Here is a 17,494-nt window from a genome sequence, read left to right as displayed (position 1 = left end):
GTTTCAACAACCCTGGAAATGACACCCGTAAACAACGGACCTGGTGAAATAACAACTGTATGACTAGCATGACCCCGGAATCTCGTTACCAGCAGGACTTAAAGAAAGACAGCTTCAGCTATGACCCGGCTCAGGAAGCAGCGGTTCAGCATCTTCAGCGTCTTTTTGATCAGCTGACCGCTGAAGCTCCCCGCAACTCCCTGCTCAGGCGCATCAACCCTTTTGTCGGCAAAGAATCCCATACTGTTCGTGGACTCTACTTCTGGGGAGGCGTTGGCCGGGGCAAAACCTATCTGATGGACACCTTTTATGACTGCCTCCCGTTCTCCGAGAAAAAACGCATGCACTTTCACCACTTCATGCGCTGGGTTCACGGTGAACTGAAAAAGCTGTCCGGAGAAAAAAACCCCCTGGATAAAGTGGCAGAAATACTGGCTGCCGAAACCCGGGTCATCTGCTTTGACGAGTTCTTTGTCTCAGACATCACCGACGCTATGCTTCTGGGTGGACTCTTTGAGCAACTTTTTCAAAGAGGCATTACACTGGTAGCCACTTCCAACGTGGTACCCGATCAACTCTATAAAGACGGCTTGCAAAGAGCCCGATTCCTGCCAGCCATTGACCAGATAAAAGAGCATACCCTGGTGATCAATGTTGATGGTGGCACCGACTATCGCCTGCGCCTGCTGGAAAAGGCAGACACTTACTTCAGCCCTCTGGGAGCGGAAGCTGATCTGCACTTGCAGAAAACATTCGATGACCTTGCACCAGACATAAGTCACTGCAGGGAAGCCGACGTCATTGAGATAGCGGGCCGAGCCATCAACAGCGAACGCACCTGCGAAGACATAGGCTGGTTTAGTTTCGGGGCACTCTGTGACGGTCCAAGAAGCCAGAACGACTACATAGAGCTGGCCTGCCTTTACCAAACCGTCATTCTCGAAAATGTACCCCAGATGGGCGAGAAGAAAGACGATCAGGCCAGACGTTTCATCAACATGGTGGACGAATTCTATGACCGCAACGTCAAGCTCATTCTGACCGCTGCAACGCCCTTGCCTGAACTCTATACCTCCGGCAGGCTGAACTTTGAATTCCAGCGCACCATCAGTCGTCTGCAAGAGATGCAATCCAGAGAATACCTGTCGCAACCGCACGACCCGATTTTGTCATAAAACAGAGTATTGGGCTCAAATGAGCATGCCCTCGAGCCATGCATTTTGAGCCTGAAACCAGTCCGGGCATAGCTGTCATGCATAACTGAATATCCTGTCTATACTCCCCTCCCGGAAAGACATCGAAAAGCCACTGAGGCAACAGATAGCAAGCTGCCATCTATGTTGTCTTCTGTCTGGTTTTGAATGCGATCAGGACAGCCATAACGTGAAGGAATGTATTAATTTAATACGCTAAGTACTCAGCCATACGGAATCGAATATTTCTGGCTTATTGGGCAGGTGCTCTGCAAGGCGCAACGACGGGAACATAGCAAGCTATGTGACCAGAGTTGCAACGCATCACGACTGCATGGATGCAGGAGCTAGAGCAACGCAGGAGCAGTTGCCGCGAGTGCCTGAACAATAAGTCAGAAAATATAATTTCGTATGGATGAGTACTTAAAAGTTTTCTTACAAATCCGGTGTGCTGCTCGGAATGAGTCTGTTTGCATTTGGCGCCTTGCTGTTTTACCCAGCCAGCCAGACTATGCAATATTCCCACTTTCTGGCAGCCCTGTTTGTACTGGCTGGCGGGCTTTCCATTCTGGAGACCAGTGCTAACCCTTACATTATTGCCATGGGGCCACAAGAGACCGCTACCCAGAGATTGAACTTCGCCCAGTCCTTCAACCCTTTAGGTTCAATTGTCGGGGTCCTGATCGGGAAATTCTATATCCTGAGCCAGCTCAACCCGGCTTCAGTCGCAGAGCGGGTAGCAATGCCGGTTGCCCAGCTTGAGGCCATCCAGTCCCGGGAATTAATGGCTGTTATGGAGCCATACATAGTGACGGCTGCCATCATTCTGGGAGGCTGTCTGTCTATAGCGCTCTGCAAAATGCCAAAAGCGGCAGATGCTTCCGAAGCATACAGCTATTCAAAATCCTTTAGCCGTCTCTTTAAAAAGAAAATATTTATCCGTGGAGTACTGGGGCAGTTTCTTTACATGGGGGCGCAAATTGGCTGCTGGTCATGGACAATTCGTTATGTCATGAATAATGTCGGAGGCACCGAGGCAGAAGCATCAACCTATTACCTCTATTCAATCCTGTTATTCAGTGGAAGTCGCTTCCTTTGTACCTCTCTGATGCGCTATATCGAACCTGCCAATTTACTGGGGGGGCTTGCCACTGTTGCGGCAGTTATGACTATCGTTGTAATGATGAGCGCTGGCTATGCTGGCATTTACGCTCTGGTGGTTATCTCCGGATGCATGTCACTGATGTTTCCTACCATTTACGGCCTCTCTGTAGCTGGGCTGGGTAAGGACACTCAGCTAGGAGCCTGATTATGGCCATTCTTGGTGGCGCGGTGCTCACCGCAATAATGGGGCGGATTTCAGATATGGCGGGGATTGGCTGGGCCTTTATTATTCCGCTGATCGGATTTACTTACCTCACATGGTTTGGTCTCAAAGGGAGCAAAGCCTGATTTCATGGTGAAAAGTTTCTGGCAGGTTGCAATGGCTGCACCTGCCAGTTTGCTGAAGCTTAGCTCAGAGTGACTCTTCGATCCCATATGGTTTTTGCAAAAGGTTCATAAATCAGACAGCGAATATACCTCACAGAACTCCGTACTTGCTTTACCCGTTTGAGCGGATAAAAGCAGTAGCCTTCATTACGCTCTCTTTTCAAAACAACCCGGGTCGTGGATGGAATGTGCCAGTACATGAATCGTTGTCTGACAATATTCATGGAAGAATCTCCTGAGAGAGAGAAGGCGTCCCTTCCAATGCAACAGGCATTCCGTGTTCTGCGTTTGAAAGAAACATTAGTCTTCTTCTCCCTATTGGGAAAGTTCCTGACAAAATGCTCCCGAATTATTTACTTTTCCGGTGCTCTCGAATCTTCGAGTAGAGCTTACAAGGCAGTCAAAAGGTATCTCATAATATTTCCAAGTTTCTTATCCTGACTTTATACAAAACGGCGCCGGACACCTGAAGTCTGTCGCCGGGGTTTGACCCGCTGCCAACTTATGAAGAAGCGGTTCCAGGTCTTCTCGAAGACTGCGGTATTTTTTTAATAACCTGCTCAGTGAGCGTTCGAATTCTGGTGTGTATTGAAGCTTTATCAATGCTCAAGACCCTGCCACAGGTCCTCTATGGGCTTGAGGTCGTTTTCAGTAATTTCTTTCCAGCCTTTTTCAAACGAATTTTCTGCACTATCGAAGGCAACACTCTCACGGAAACTATGAACAATAGTCAACAGTGCCGGTAGGAATTCAGGAGGTACTTGCTTTATCTCACTCAGCAACCTCCTTTGCACATCAGTTTCATTTTTACTTTCTTTCATGTTTGATCAACTCAGTAATAAGAACGACATACATTACATAAATGGAAGAATCTCCTGAGAGAGATGGCGTCCCTTCCAAGACTACAGGCAATCCATGCTCTGCACTTGAGAGAAACATCAGCCCTCTCCCTCTTAAGGAAGTTCCCTACAAAAATACACCAGAATTACTTACTTTTCCGGTGCTCTCGAATCTGGTCGTAAGCCGCCTGGATTTCCTGGGTTTTCTGCTTGGCGACTTCCATCATCTCTTCGGGCAGACCTTTGGCCACCAGTTTATCAGGATGATGCTGACTCATCAGCTTACGGTAGGCTCTTTTCACTTCACTGTCTGTTGCAGAAGACTCAACCCCCAGCACTTCATAGGCTTTGGAGAGACTTTTTCCACTGTCTGGACGTGCCCAGCCGCCACCCTGATGCCCCCCGGCATGATAATAAGCTCTCTGAGCCTGAAACCTTTTGTGAAGCAACTCAAAACTGATCTTGCTGACACCCAGTTGATCACATACCTGTTTGAAAACAACCCGCTCAGCCTGAGTCAGGCTGCCATCAGCGTATGCAGCTTGCAGCTGAATTTCAAGAAACAGGGGGAGCAGGGTACTTGAACCTGCGACTCTGCGAAACTCAGCCAGGGCGGCACTGATATCTGCCGAAGGCTGCTTACCCTGGTTAAAAAGATTGATTGCAGCCTCACGCTGATCCGGTGAGAGACGCATCTGATTCATAATGGCCGATGCCATTTCAATCTCATGCTCACTGACTCGCCCGTCAGCCTTGGCCAACTTGCCCATCACCAGAAAAGTGGCCTGAAAAAACGCACTCTGGGCACGCTGACGATTAAAATGCCCCCCGGGACCGCCACCCTGGCGTTGATTGGGATTAATATAATTACGGTTCAACCAGGCGCCCACCAAGCCACCCAAAAACGCCCCGAAAGGTCCTCCAAACACAAAACCGATGAATACACCGATCAGAATTGCCGTCATGTTGCCCTGCTCTGATTTAAATGTCCTTCCAGACTCTGCAAGCGTTCCACTGTGCCGACATCAGTCCAGAGTCCGTGATAATGTTCTCCCGCCACTTTGCCCGAGGCCATTGCATCAATCAACAGGGGTGCGAGTTTAAAGACGCCGGATTTACAATGTGCAAAGAGTTCGGGTGACAATACACTCAGCCCACTGAAAGTCAGCTTGTTCTTACCATCCTTATGAACCCGTCCAAGACTGTCCAGGGCAAAATCACCGACTTTCTTGAAGTCAGGATTATCCACCAACACCAGGTGAGCTAACCCCTTGGGTGTATCTGGTAAAGACTGGAAATCAAAGTCTGTATAAACATCGCCGTTGACCAGCAGGAAAGGATCATCCCCCAGCAACGGTAAAGCCTTGAACACGCCACCACCTGTTTCCAGAGGCTCAGACTCCGCTGAATATTCAATATTCAAGCCCCAGTGGCTGCCTTTGCCCAAAGCCGCAACCAGTTTTTCACCGAGCCAGGCATGATTGATTACTATGTCTGTGAAGCCAGTCTCCGAGAGCTTTTCCAGATGATGTACTATCAGCGGTTTACCACCCACTTCTACCAGTGGCTTGGGTTTTTCCAAAGTCAGTGGCCTGAGTCTTTTTCCCAGGCCGGCAGCCAGAATCATTGCTTTCACTGTTCAGTCTCTTTCCGTGTAGCTGTAATACAATCGTTAAGAATGGGTGCCACAGATTGCCTGAGCCATTTGGCATGAAAATCCAGCTCCTGATAACGTTCACAAACATCCATGACATAAGCGAAGGTTGCTGGTATCTCTGGCAGGTACTGAGGCTTGTTATCCCGGAACCAGAGTCGGGAGAATATTCCGAGACACTTGAGGTGTCGCTGCAATCCAATCCAGTCAAACCATTTAAGGCTGGTTTCAAAATTCACATCTTTCAACTGAGGGTGAGACTTGATAAACATCTTTAACCAACTCTCCACCTTGTCTCTGGGCCAGCTGATATAACAATCTTTCAGCAAAGAAACAGCGTCATACAACACGGGACCATGAAGGGCACCCTGAAAATCAATGACCCCCAGGTTCCCTTGCGAGAGCACCATCAGGTTTCTGGAATGAAAGTCACGGTGAACGACCCCTTTGGGTTGTTGCAAAGCTGTCTCGGTAAGCAGTTCAAACAGCTGGTTGAGTTGCCTGCCGGTAGTGCCTTCAATATCCAACCCCAGCAATTCTTTCAGAAACCATTGGGGATAGATTTCCAGCTCTGTCATCAACAGTTCACGGCTATAAGGGGGGAGTGTGTCAGGCTTACACGTCTGGATTTGCAAAATAATATCCAGCGCTTTTCCATAAAACTCGTCAGCACTGCTATCATTGAGGGCCTGAAGCAACAGGGTGTCGCCAAAGTCATCCACCAGCATAAAGCCTGACTGATAATCAACCGAGTGTACATCTGGCACAGAGACTCCCTGAGCCTTGAGCAAACCCGCAACGGCAACAAAAGCACGGGAGTCTTCAGTCTCTGGTGGAGCGTCTACTGCCAGCAATGAGCCTTCAGGGAGTTGCAATCGATAATAATTTCTGAAGCCGGCATCACCACCCACAGGAATCATTTGGGCAGCCCGGTCGAGTGTAGCCTGGACCGGCGTTAAAGCCTTGTACGCCCAATGCTTTAATTGCTGCAGACGATCGTTTGGAGAGGGTGTCACTTGCTTTACATGTCCTGTGTTGATTGAGAGGCCACCTACAGATTCAGAGGCTCCATTGCTTATGCCTCTTTTACTCTTGAATGTCTATGCAATATTCGGACTGAACAACTGAAGGTTTAACATCAAGGTGTTGAAATGTATTGCACTGAAAGACAGAGTAACACAGACTAGTAATAGTGATATAACTGACCCTACTGATTGTTTACTGCATGAGCAATCGGGCTCAGTCATAAATTGTCAACAAGCCATGGAATGCAAAGTCTTCGGGCAAAATCACTGTCCGCCTGAAACACTCAGCCGGACAATAGCTCATGGTAAAAAGCAGATGTTCGCTCTACGATTTCCAGAGGTCTGCCAGCAATTGACAGAGACTGACCTGAACTTTCATGTTTTCAGAACAGCTGGCGATCATGATAACCACACACAAGACCCGAAACACTGCTTTACAGATGCCCTTATTGATAGGAAATGCTGCTTCCGGCAGCAGGTTGAGTAACAAGGTTCTCTGTACGCATGACAGAGCAGATTTAAACCGCCATCAACCATGGCACGCCGTTTTGTCTCGCTCCGACATAAACCGGAGTTGTGCAAAAAACCTTCAAACCATGGTAACAAGAACGGCACGGGAAAGTTGAGCTCATGGAGAAATACCCTCTACCTTTCAAACCGGCAACATTAACTCTGGCGATTGCTTCCGTGCTGCTTGCCAGCCAACCGACTGTCAGGGTTTATGCCGAATCCACACTATCAGCAGATGATCATTGGAGCTGTAAAGCCAGCCCGGATGGGTCCGGCTGGCACTGTTCTGCCGAGCCGATGGAGCCTGGTGTTATGAATCGGGCGTCTCGCCCCATTGCGCCGGCTGTGACCCAATCCGCTCGAAAGAAAGCCAGCAGTGAAACAGCTACTGTCGTAACCGGCAACAGCCACGCCAACCTCAGGGAAACGCTAGACTGGGTGCCTAAATCCCGGCTCAGCGAGAATGAACGAAAAGCATTGGATCAGGCAACGCCCTGGTGCACAGGTGACTATTCAGAGCCTGCCCGTCCTGGTAAAAACTTCGCGGGCAACTCTGATACAGCACCCATCATTGCCGAATCAGATGAATCCTCTTTTGGTCAAAATGACATAGGAACTCTTACCGGCAACGTCTCTATCAGACAGGGCAATCGTCAGATCCAGAGTGATACGGCCAGAATGAATCGCGCTACCAACTATGCCGAGTTCGAAGGCAACGTGGTCTACCGTGAACCTGGCACCCTGCTGGTAGGTGATTACGCTGATATGCTGCTCGATAGTGGCCGGGCTACCATCAAGAATGCCAGTTACGCCATGCATGGAGCCCATGCCAGAGGGAACTCCGAACAAATCATTCGCAACGAAGACTCTACACTGGTGCTCGAAGATGCCTCTTACACCACCTGCCGCCCCGGTGATGAAAGCTGGCTGCTAACTGGCAGTAATGTCACTCTTGACCCCAATACCGGTTTTGGTTCAGCGCGAAATGCTGTTATTCGGGTCGAAGGGCTACCCATTTTCTATGCCCCCTACATGTACTTCCCCATTGATGATCGTCGTCAATCCGGCTTTCTGTACCCGACAATAGGCTCAGACAGTGAAAACGGCATCGACTTTACCCTGCCCTATTACTGGAATATTGCCCCGAATTACGATGCCACCATCACGCCTCGCATTTTGTCCAGGCGCGGTCTGCTGCTGGAAAACCAATTCCGCTATATGAATGCAAGCGGAGAAGGTGAAGCAGGTATTGCCGGGCTAACCAGTAAGGACAAGCTGGAAAAAGAAAACCCCTATTACGATCAGGAACGCTGGCTGGCCAATGTGCGTTATAAACAGCGTTTTTCTGAGCGTTGGACGGCAGAGCTCGACTATGCCGACGCCAGTGACAAAAATTATATTGAAGACTTTGGTACCAATCTAAACCTGTCCAGTTCTGGTCCGTTGAATCAGAAGATAGGCACCCAATACCTGGGCGGCAGTACTTACAATAACTGGACCTTCAGTCTCAATGCTCACCAGTTCAAGAACATGAGTCAGACGGCTGATGACCCCTATAACAAACTTCCACAGCTGGTCTTCAGTGGTAACTGGCAAGCAGGAGAAACATTGCAGGTCAATTACCTGGCGGATTACACCCAGTTCAGTCGGGATAAAGACTGGCGCTTCGTCAGAGAGATTCAGCATCCGGACTTTGGTGATCCGGATATCAGAGAAAGTGTTTACGACGAAGGCTACGGTATCAAAAAAGCCGAAGGGGGTCGGGCCTTCGGTCAGGCAGGTGTCAGCTACCCAATGAAGACCATTTGGGGCTTCCTGACACCTGAAGTAAAGGTTCGAAGTGTTAACTACAGCCTCAGCAATCTGGTGGCAAGTGAAGTGATCAACGACCTTCAGGGAGCCTATGGTCAATCTGTCATCGACCCGAATGATTTTACCAAATCTCCGAATACCACAGCGGCTTCCTTCAGCCTGGATAGTGGCCTCTACTTTGAGCGTTTTACCAACCTGTTCGGTACTGACTTCACAAACACTCTGGAGCCCAGGGCCAAGTACCTTTATGTGCCTTATGTCGAGAATCAGGAATACAACCCGATTTTCGACACCGCCGCCATGGGCTTCACCTACGGTTCTCTTTGGCTCGATAACCGCTTCAGTGGCTATGATCGTATTGGCGATGCCAACCAGCTCTCTCTGGGCGTTACCACCCGCCTGATTGAAGACGATGGTTTTGAACGGATGCGTTTTGGTATTGGCCAGATTGTCTATTTCCAGGATCGCAAAGTCTACATAGCCAACAATTTAGGCTACGAGAAAGTTCCGGCTGAGGACATTGATGAAAACTTTGTCGCCATGGATGAAAGACTCAAAAGTGAACTGACCGATCCAACCTCTCCCCTGGCATCGGAATTCATCTACAATTTCAATCGCACAATGAGTGTGAGACAGGATTTCTCCTGGAATACCAACGAAAATCGTCTGGACAACTATGGTCTCTACTATCGTTGGCAGCCTGAACAGCGCAAGACTCTGAACCTGGGTTTCCGTTTCAGGGATCAGGTTGATCGCTATGTTCAAGACAAAGATGGACAAAATATTCAGATCGGCACCGACCAGAATGGCAATCCAATCTTTGAAACTGCTGATAACAACGTGAAGCAGACCGACCTGTCCTTTGCCTGGCCGATCCCCGCAACCACTAGTTGGGTTGGTCTGGGTCGCTGGCAATATGATTTAACCAACAAAAGGAACCTGGAGAGCCTTGCGGGCGTCGAATACAACAGTTGCTGTTATCAGGTTCGATTTTTCTGGCGTTCATGGATCGAAACAGACGATAATATCGACCACCCTGATCCGAAGAGCGGTGTTTTCTTCCAGTTCATCTTGCGTGGACTGGGTAATATCACTGGCAGCTCCGGAACGGAATACTTGCAAGGTATCCAAGGTTACGAGATTCACGAGAAGTAATGATGACGGGATTGAAGAGTCTATTCTTTGTCGCCTGCTGCACCCTTGCAGTAGTCGGCGGTACGGCTAACGCCAAGTCGCTACCATTGGATCGCATTGTTGCCGTCGTCGACAAAGACGTGGTGATGGAAAGCGAGCTAAACAACCGTATCGAAGCTGTTCAGCGTCAGTTGAACAGTCGGGATATTCCCATGCCTCCTGACAACATCCTCAAGAAGCAGGTGCTCGACCAGCTGATTCTTGAAAACCTGCAACTGCAGATGGGTCAGCGCGGCGGAATCCGAATTGATGACTGGGCTTTGAATGACGCCATCAGTAAAATCGCCAAGCGGAACGGTATGTCTGTTGAAGCCTTCAAGAAAAATCTTGAATCAGGCGGCCTGTCTTACGCCGCTGCCCGGGAAGAAATTCGTCGCGAGATGATCATCAACCGGGTGCGTCAACGCCAGATTGCCGAGCGCATCCAGATCAGCGAGCAGGAAGTGGACAACTTCCTCAAGTCGCCGGAAGGACAGGCCAGCATGCAAGTTGAATATCGTCTGGGCCATATTCTCATTGCCACACCAGACAATCCGACACCTGATCAGGTTCGGGAAGCTGAAAAGAAAGCCAACAATATTGCTATTCAGCTTGACAGGGGTGCCAACTTTTCCGAAATGGCGCTCAGCTACTCCGGCGGCCAGAACGCTTTAAATGGTGGCGATCTGGGCTGGCGCTCTGCTGATCAGCTGCCAACTCTTTTTGCTGAACAGGCGTTGAAGATGACAGACGGAGAAGTATCTGCACCGATTCGCAGCCCTGGTGGCTTTCATATCTTCAAACTGATCGACACTCGTGGTAACGAGAAGCATATGGAACATCAGATACACGTTCGTCATATTCTGATCAAGCCCAACGAAATTCGCAGCGATCTTGAAGCGCAGATGCTCGCCAAGAGCCTCTATGACCGAATTGAGAAAGGTGAAGATTTTTCTGAGCTGGCCAAGGCTTATTCTGACGACACTGGCTCAGCTCTCAATGGCGGAGACCTGAACTGGGTTTCTCCCAAGACTCTGGTTCCGGAATTCCAGAAAGCCATGAAAGAAACGCCTGAAAAAGTAGTCAGCGACCCCTTCAAGAGTTCATACGGCTGGCACGTTCTGCAGGTATTGGGTAAACGTAATTCAGACATCAGCGACAAGGTCCGCAGAAACAAAGTGCGTGAAATTCTGGGCAACCGCAAGTTTGAAGAAGAGCTTCAGGTGTGGCTACGTGAAATCAGAGATCAGAGTTACATAGACATACGACTCTGAGACATCCCGAGAAGAATAACGCCCCGGTTTTCCGGGGCGTTGTTTTTTTTGTAGACTCTCTTTTGTGGCACACACTCTATTTTTCATGGCTCATGGCTGACTTATGACACGCAACACACTGCCCAGACTGATCATTACCTCCGGCGAGCCTGCAGGCATCGGACCCGACCTCTGCCTGCAACTGGCTTACCAGAATTTGCCAGTGCAAACAGTGGTCGCTGCCGATCCTGAGCTTCTGGCGCAGCGTGCAGACACTCTGGGAATGGATATAACCTTTGAATTATTCAACCCTGATGAAAAAGAACCTGCCAGAGAAGGAACTCTTCTGGTTGCCCCTGTCTCCCTGACCAAACCCTGCTCAGCCGGACAGCTTAATGAAGCCAACAGCCCCTACGTTCTGGAAATGCTGAGCTATGCCATTGAAGGCTGTCAAAATGGTTTGTTCGATGCCATGGTCACCGCTCCTGTCAGCAAGGAAGTGATCAATAACGCAGGTGTTCCTTTCAGTGGCCATACCGAATTTCTAGCCGAAAAAACCAACACTCAAAAAGTCGTTATGATGCTGGCAACCGAAGGCCTCAGGGTCGCTCTGGCCACCACCCACCTGCCACTTAAGGATGTCTCGTCTGCTATCACACAATCTTCTCTGGAAGAAGTCATCAGAATTCTTCACAGGGATATGGTGACAAAATTTACCATCGAGAACCCCAGAATTCTGGTCTGCGGTCTTAACCCTCACGCTGGAGAAGGGGGTCACCTTGGCATGGAAGAAATAGAAACCATTATTCCGGTACTGAATCAGTTAAACCATGAAGGTATGAATCTGGTAGGTCCTCTGCCAGCCGACACGCTCTTTAACCCGAAATATCTTGAAAATGCTGACGCTGTTCTGGCGATGTACCATGATCAGGGTTTGCCGGTTCTGAAATACAAAGGCTTTGGTAATGCCGTCAATATTACCCTGGGGCTTCCCGTTATTCGTACCTCTGTCGATCACGGCACGGCTCTGGATCTGGCCGGGACTGGAAAAGCCGATTCGGGCAGCCTGTTTACCGCTATCCGCTATGCTCTCGATATGGTTCAGTAGCCAAATGGCTTATCTGCCGCTATTATAGCGCCCCCTCTGTTGCTGGTTTAGTTTGTCAAAAGCATGGCTGAAATTCCCTACCACAAGGCCCGTAAACGATTTGGTCAGAACTTTCTGCACGATCACGGTGTCATTCAACGGATTATCCGTTCCATACACCCAAAGGCGGGCGACCGAATTGTGGAAATTGGCCCAGGTCAGGGTGCACTGACCGAATTTCTGCTGGACGCTGCCGGGCAACTGGACGTGGTTGAACTGGACAGAGATCTGATCCCGACTCTGAAGCTCAGGTTTGGCCTGAATCCTGAGTTCAGAATTCACGAAGGAGACGCCCTAAAGTTTGATTTCTCCTCTCTTATTAAAGAGGGTCAAACACTTAGACTGGTGGGCAACCTGCCCTACAACATATCCACCCCCCTGATTTTCCACCTGCTTGAGTTCCAGGGGCTGATCAGCGATATGTACTTTATGTTGCAAAAAGAGGTTGTGGAAAGACTGGCAGCGCAGCCCGGTGAAAAGCACTATGGGCGTTTGGGCATCATGGCCCAGTACTACTGCAAGGTAGACAATCTGTTCGTTGTGGGCCCGGGCTGTTTCAAACCAGCCCCCAAAGTTGACTCAGCCATTGTACGACTTGAGCCTTATAATGAGTTACCTTGCCCGGCGGATGACGTAAACCTTTTGGAAAGGGTTGTTCGGGAAGCTTTCCAGCAACGCCGTAAAACCATGCGAAACACTCTGAAAAAGCTGATCTCTGCCGACGCACTCACTGAACTGGGTGTTGACCCAGCGAGTCGCCCTGAAACGGTGACGCTGCCCGAGTTTGTTGCCATCGCCAACTATCTGCATACATCTGCCATGAACGACTGAAACAATTGTTCATCACCCTCGGTGATGAACAATTTTTCACCGTGAAAAGCTGCTATTAAATGCTAAACAGCAAGACAGCTTGCATGCCCGCTGCTCACTGAGTTACTACTATTAGCAGGGAAATGCATATTAGCAGGGAAATACAGTTTTCAGTAGTGTGGAGAAGAACCTCCATCCGGCCAACGAAGAAAAGGATATTTTTTCGAGTCGGTCAGAAGCTTATCCTGAAACAGACACCTGATCAGGAAAAGCCTTTGGGCATTTCCACCAGGCAATCCTCAATTTGATGTTAAAAATCAGCAACCTTTATAAGTCATGTATTGCTGCTCCACATTGAAAGGTTCAGGAGATTATAGTTAATGACCGTTTACGCCGTAGGTGATATCCAGGGATGTTACGAACCTCTCAGACGCCTGCTTGACAAAGTCCGTTTCAAGCCTGGCCGTGATCAATTGTGGGTGGCGGGAGATATGGTAAACCGTGGCCCCGACTCACTGGCCACGCTTCGCTACCTGAAAAGTCTCGGTAGCCATTGTACTGCTGTTCTGGGGAACCATGACCTGCACCTGCTAGCTGTTGCTGCACGCGTTCGCCGATCTAAAAGGAAAGACACATTAGCCCCTCTACTCAGCGCCCCTGACCGGGACTCACTGCTTGATTGGTTAAGGTACCGCCCACTGATTCATCATGATAAAAAACGCAAAGTCACCATGGTGCATGCCGGAATTCCCCCGATCTGGACTCTGAAGCAGGCCTGCCTTTATGCAGGCAAGCTGGAAAAAGCGCTTCAGGGAGAAAACTATCAGGAGTTTCTTCAGTTTTTATTCAAATCAGACTCCATCAGCTCTATGGAAGAGGCCTATACCCGTCGAGCTCGTCTCAAACTGACCGCAGCCTACCTGACACGGATGCGTTTTTGTGACCAATACGGTCGGCTTGACCTCGATAACAAGACAGCATCTGCCTCAGAGACATTCGCCCCCTGGTACAGCTTTCCTGACAGCCCGGTCTACAAGGAACGTATTATTTTTGGTCACTGGGCCGCCCTGGAAGGCAACAGTCAGCGAAAAAAAATCCATGCTCTCGATACCGGTTGCGTCTGGGGACGCTGCCTCACTGCCCTGAACCTGGACGACTACACTACCACCTCAGTAGACTGCTGCTATGAGGATGAATGAAATGGCTAAGAGAAGTTTGTTGAACACTTTGGGCCCTTAAGTACTCAACCATACGAAGTCATATTTTCTGACTTTTTGTTCAGGCACTCGCGGCAACTGCTCCTGCGTTGCTCTAGCTCCTGCATCCATGCAGTCGTGATGCGTTGCAACTCTGGTCACATAGCTTGCTATGTTCCCGTCGTTGCGCCTTGCAGAGCACCTGCCCAATAAGCCAAAAATATTCGATTCCGTATGACTGAGTACTTAGCGCCTTCTTTTGAAATTCTGACTTTGCTCGGAACTCCCGGTATTGTGTTCTCTTTTTTGGTGCTTCAAAAGAGCCTCATGATTCATACAGACTACCCCGCATCCACAGGTTACTGGATCGTAGTCGTCTGCCCCCCAGGCATCACCTGTAAAGATTGCCTCTGGATGCAGCGTGCAGCTGTTTGTTGGGTCATCCATCGTAAACGTAAATTTAAATGTATGGGGTTGCTCAAAGGGTTGTGTTTCTGCCATCTCATTATCATAACAAGTATGGGTCGTCGAATTCTCCAGCGGACCCAGCGACCAATCAGCTGACTCGCTAATATCGATTATTTGAGGGAGTTTACAGACACCTGCGCAGGAATCGACAAAACAATTTAAACCCAAAGTATGCTGGGGTTGTCCAGAGCCTTCGTTACCGCCGCCAGAGCCTGAAGACCAAAAGCTGGAAAAAGCTTGGGGGGTTGCGGTTCCTGAGGCTTGCTGACCGGATGATGATGCTTCTGCTGATGGCGCTTTTTGTTGTTGACTGTGACCAGGAAGCATCATAGTGGTGACCGCAAACGGGTCACCCTGAGTTGCCTCCAGTTGACCCAACGGTTTATAGAACGGTGAATCGGCGTTCCAATAGCTTTTCAAAAGCGCGCCTACAGCAGCAAGTGCTTCTGCAGTCAGACGTGAGTATGGTTTAGAGTCAGGGGTGCCATTGGTGGTCAGAACCAGTTCGTAAGCAACCAGCAGATTAGCAGCGTAAATCAGTTGCCAAGAAATCGACTCAATAAAAGACGTTTTCACTCCGTAACCGCCAAGACTGAATGCTTCGTTATCAGGTGGCAAATTCGATCCTGAATCGGCGTCGACACCGTATGACGGCTTGTCAGACAATCCATGCTCGCCAGACATTATGGAAAAGCTCTCGCCCGGGTAAACGCCACTCTGTTCAAACTCGACAACAAAACTTCCTTTCAATGATCTGGCCTGACAAATCACAGACAGAGAGAGCATCGGCAACAGCAGTGCCAAAGAGAGTGGTTTTTTCAAAATTTTTTCCTTACATCTGTTTTGTGTTTTATGTCTTCTGTCTTGTGTTTTTGATTTATTAGATTGGAAAAGTAGACAAAGAAAGTGATAGTTCAAGAAAGCAAGCGTATTTTTCTGTCAAAAACCAAAGGTTTCACTGGTAAAAAAACCGCTGCGGCAAACCCGCTACAGCAGAATAGTCACCGGCTTTTTACAACCGTTCTGAAGACTTCTGTCATCTTTTTGTGATTTTGTTTTCTACTTCCTATAAAGTTTCCCTAAGGTCTCGTACAATATTCGCCGACAAAGCCATTAGCGCTATAATGAACCCCCTATAGCGAACTCCGTTAACAGCGGTTCAGCGCCATTGCATCGCGGTGGCTCAACAAGAATGATAAAAGAAGCTACGGAACTGGCTAGATATGGCACGAAAACCAACAAAAACAGCCACATTCGTCTGGGAAGGTAAGGACAAGAGTGGACGGAAGGTCAAGGGAGAAATCCAGAGTGGTAGTATTGCCCTGGTCAAGGCCGAACTCCGTAAGCAGGGAATCAGCACCACAAAAGTCAGAAAAAAAGGTATGTCACTGGGCACAAAGGGCGGCAAGATCAAGCCCATGGACATTGCCCTGTTTACCCGCCAGCTCGCTACCATGATGAAAGCAGGTGTACCCCTGCTTCAGGCTTTTGATATTACCTCTGACGGCATCGAAAAGCCTGCCATGAAAGATCTCATTGGCAAAATCAAGAATGATGTTGCCGGTGGTTCCACCTTGGCCGACGCTCTGAGAAACCATCCCATTCATTTTGATGACCTCTATTGCAACCTGGTCGCTTCCGGTGAGCAGTCAGGCTCTCTGGAGTCACTGCTGGACAGAATCGCCACCTACAAAGAGAAGACCGAGGCCCTCAAGGCAAAAATCAAAAAAGCAATGAAATACCCCATCGCAGTCGTGGGTGTTGCGATGATCGTAACCGGTATTCTGCTGGTCTATGTAGTGCCTCAGTTTGAGGAAGTATTCCAGGGGTTTGGAGCCGAGTTGCCTGCCTTTACCCAGCTGGTTATCGGTATCTCTGAAGTGGTTCAGAGTTCATGGCATCTGGCGATAGCCGTTCTTGTCGCCTTCGGATTCCTGTTCAAAAAACTGTTGCAGAAGTCCAAAGCAACCAGAGACAAAATGGATCGAATCACCCTCAAGATCCCGGTGATTGGTGTTATTCTTGATAAATCAGCGGTAGCCCGATTTGCCAGGACTTTATCGACGACGTTTGCCGCCGGTGTCCCCCTGGTGGACGCCCTCGATTCGGTTGCCGGTGCTGCAGGTAACGTCGTCTATTTCGATGCTACCCAACGGATCAAGGAAGACGTATCCAGCGGTCAGCAACTCCAATTTGCCATGAGAAACTCCGGCATATTCCCTGCAATGGCCGTTCAGATGGTGTCGATTGGTGAAGAATCTGGCGCTCTGGATGAAATGCTCGATAAGGTCGCTACCTTTTACGAAGACGAAGTCGACAACATGGTAGATGGACTGACCAGTTTGATGGAACCTTTGATCATGTCGGTTCTTGGTGTGCTGGTTGGTGGTCTTATTATTGCGATGTATTTGCCTATCTTCCAGTTGGGGTCTGTTGTGTAGAAACATTTTGATGATGACCTGAAAAAAGCACTGGAGGCTGGTGATTTAGTGGAGATTAGCTATGAGTGATTTACTGGACGCAATGCATGAAACCTCCAAGGGCTTGTATGACGCTGGCATTATGAATACCACGACCATGCACAAGTTCGATGCACTATGTTTACCACCAGTAAAGGCGTTGGCTCCAACGCAGATTAAGCATTTGCACCCTAAATGCAAAGTCAGCCAGTCTGTCTTTGCAGCATTTTTGAATGTTAGCCCGTCCACCGCCGTGCAGAAATGAGAAACGGTCAGCAGCACACGAGGCCGGAATTCTGTCCAATTGGGCTTCAAATGACTCGGGTGACATGATTGGGCGAGGTGTTACGGCGTTTTTGCTAGGAGCCTGACCGAGAATAGCGCCCGTAGCGAGGACGGCAGAAAATTGAGGATGAAAATTCGGTTTAGTGAGGAGAATAGCGAGCTATTTGACGAACAAAAGC

At 49.1% G+C, this 17,494-nt stretch carries 15 protein-coding genes and 1 pseudogene; 10 read left to right on the top strand and 6 right to left on the bottom strand.

Features of this window, described 5'->3' with window-relative positions; translation table 11 throughout:
- The first annotated feature begins 68 nt into the window (after positions 1–68).
- The 3 genes and pseudogenes from zapE (at position 69) to ACO6VG_RS14565 (ending at position 2,645) form a co-directional block, all read left to right on the top strand.
- Complete coding sequence (gene zapE / locus ACO6VG_RS14575) at positions 69–1,175, top strand: cell division protein ZapE (protein ID WP_422137083.1); 1,107 nt, start codon at positions 69–71, stop codon at positions 1,173–1,175.
- A gap of 457 nt (positions 1,176–1,632) precedes the next feature.
- A pseudogene (fucP, locus tag ACO6VG_RS14570) lies at positions 1,633–2,502 on the top strand (L-fucose:H+ symporter permease); the annotation flags it as partial.
- 2 nt (positions 2,503–2,504) lie between these two features.
- Positions 2,505–2,645, top strand: a complete 141-nt coding sequence (locus ACO6VG_RS14565) for a hypothetical protein (RefSeq protein ID WP_422137469.1) — start codon at positions 2,505–2,507, stop codon at positions 2,643–2,645.
- A gap of 59 nt (positions 2,646–2,704) precedes the next feature.
- On the opposite strand, the gene ACO6VG_RS14560 is transcribed toward ACO6VG_RS14565, so the two are convergent.
- The 5 genes from ACO6VG_RS14560 to ACO6VG_RS14540 form a co-directional block, all read right to left on the bottom strand.
- The gene (locus ACO6VG_RS14560; RefSeq protein WP_422132983.1) at positions 2,705–2,908 is read right to left on the bottom strand and encodes a hypothetical protein; all 204 of its coding nucleotides are present in this window, start codon (positions 2,906–2,908) and stop codon (positions 2,705–2,707) included.
- 375 nt (positions 2,909–3,283) lie between these two features.
- Positions 3,284–3,505, bottom strand: a complete 222-nt coding sequence (locus ACO6VG_RS14555; protein ID WP_422137468.1) for a hypothetical protein — start codon at positions 3,503–3,505, stop codon at positions 3,284–3,286.
- A gap of 164 nt (positions 3,506–3,669) precedes the next feature.
- Positions 3,670–4,488: a co-chaperone DjlA gene (djlA, locus tag ACO6VG_RS14550; protein ID WP_422132982.1), complete on the bottom strand. Its 819-nt coding sequence runs from the start codon at positions 4,486–4,488 to the stop codon at positions 3,670–3,672.
- Positions 4,485–5,150 carry an N-acetylmuramate alpha-1-phosphate uridylyltransferase MurU gene (murU, locus tag ACO6VG_RS14545; protein ID WP_422137082.1) on the bottom strand — a complete coding sequence of 222 codons (666 nt, stop codon included), beginning with the start codon at positions 5,148–5,150 and terminating at the stop codon, positions 4,485–4,487. The genes djlA and murU overlap by 4 nt, the downstream gene beginning before the upstream one ends.
- 5 nt (positions 5,151–5,155) lie before the next feature.
- On the bottom strand, positions 5,156–6,193 hold the full coding sequence (locus ACO6VG_RS14540; protein ID WP_422137467.1) for an aminoglycoside phosphotransferase family protein: 1,038 nt from the start codon (positions 6,191–6,193) through the stop codon (positions 5,156–5,158).
- A 639-nt stretch (positions 6,194–6,832) separates the two neighbouring features.
- Here ACO6VG_RS14540 and ACO6VG_RS14535 point away from each other — a divergent pair.
- The 5 genes from ACO6VG_RS14535 (at position 6,833) to ACO6VG_RS14515 (ending at position 14,106) form a co-directional block, all read left to right on the top strand.
- The gene (locus tag ACO6VG_RS14535; protein ID WP_422137466.1) at positions 6,833–9,679 is read left to right on the top strand and encodes an LPS-assembly protein LptD; all 2,847 of its coding nucleotides are present in this window, start codon (positions 6,833–6,835) and stop codon (positions 9,677–9,679) included.
- Positions 9,679–10,971: a peptidylprolyl isomerase gene (locus ACO6VG_RS14530; protein WP_422132979.1), complete on the top strand. Its 1,293-nt coding sequence runs from the start codon at positions 9,679–9,681 to the stop codon at positions 10,969–10,971. The genes ACO6VG_RS14535 and ACO6VG_RS14530 overlap by 1 nt, the downstream gene beginning before the upstream one ends.
- Positions 10,972–11,074: 103 nt before the next feature.
- Positions 11,075–12,058: a 4-hydroxythreonine-4-phosphate dehydrogenase PdxA gene (gene pdxA / locus ACO6VG_RS14525; RefSeq protein ID WP_422132978.1), complete on the top strand. Its 984-nt coding sequence runs from the start codon at positions 11,075–11,077 to the stop codon at positions 12,056–12,058.
- Positions 12,059–12,121: 63 nt separating this feature from the next.
- On the top strand, positions 12,122–12,928 hold the full coding sequence (gene rsmA / locus ACO6VG_RS14520; RefSeq protein ID WP_422132977.1) for a 16S rRNA (adenine(1518)-N(6)/adenine(1519)-N(6))-dimethyltransferase RsmA: 807 nt from the start codon (positions 12,122–12,124) through the stop codon (positions 12,926–12,928).
- Between the two features lie 359 nt (positions 12,929–13,287).
- Positions 13,288–14,106, top strand: coding sequence for a symmetrical bis(5'-nucleosyl)-tetraphosphatase (locus ACO6VG_RS14515; RefSeq protein ID WP_422132976.1), 819 nt, complete (start codon positions 13,288–13,290; stop codon positions 14,104–14,106).
- Positions 14,107–14,349: 243 nt separating this feature from the next.
- Here the strand turns inward: ACO6VG_RS14515 and ACO6VG_RS14510 are convergent, their stop codons facing one another.
- Positions 14,350–15,393, bottom strand: a complete 1,044-nt coding sequence (locus ACO6VG_RS14510; RefSeq protein ID WP_422474443.1) for a hypothetical protein — start codon at positions 15,391–15,393, stop codon at positions 14,350–14,352.
- Between the two features lie 401 nt (positions 15,394–15,794).
- Between ACO6VG_RS14510 and ACO6VG_RS14505 the strand changes: the two genes are divergently transcribed.
- A complete protein-coding gene (locus ACO6VG_RS14505) occupies positions 15,795–17,012 on the top strand; it encodes a type II secretion system F family protein (RefSeq protein WP_422132974.1) in 1,218 nt (405 codons plus the stop codon).
- Positions 17,013–17,073: 61 nt separating this feature from the next.
- Positions 17,074–17,295, top strand: a complete 222-nt coding sequence (locus ACO6VG_RS14500) for a transcriptional regulator (RefSeq protein WP_422132973.1) — start codon at positions 17,074–17,076, stop codon at positions 17,293–17,295.
- The last annotated feature ends 199 nt before the right edge of the window (positions 17,296–17,494 follow it).

It is taken from the genome of Endozoicomonas sp. ALB032, from assembly GCF_049310125.1.
Taxonomy (GTDB): Bacteria; Pseudomonadota; Gammaproteobacteria; order Pseudomonadales; family Endozoicomonadaceae; genus Endozoicomonas_A.
This window is presented reverse-complemented; position numbering and strand designations above follow the sequence as displayed.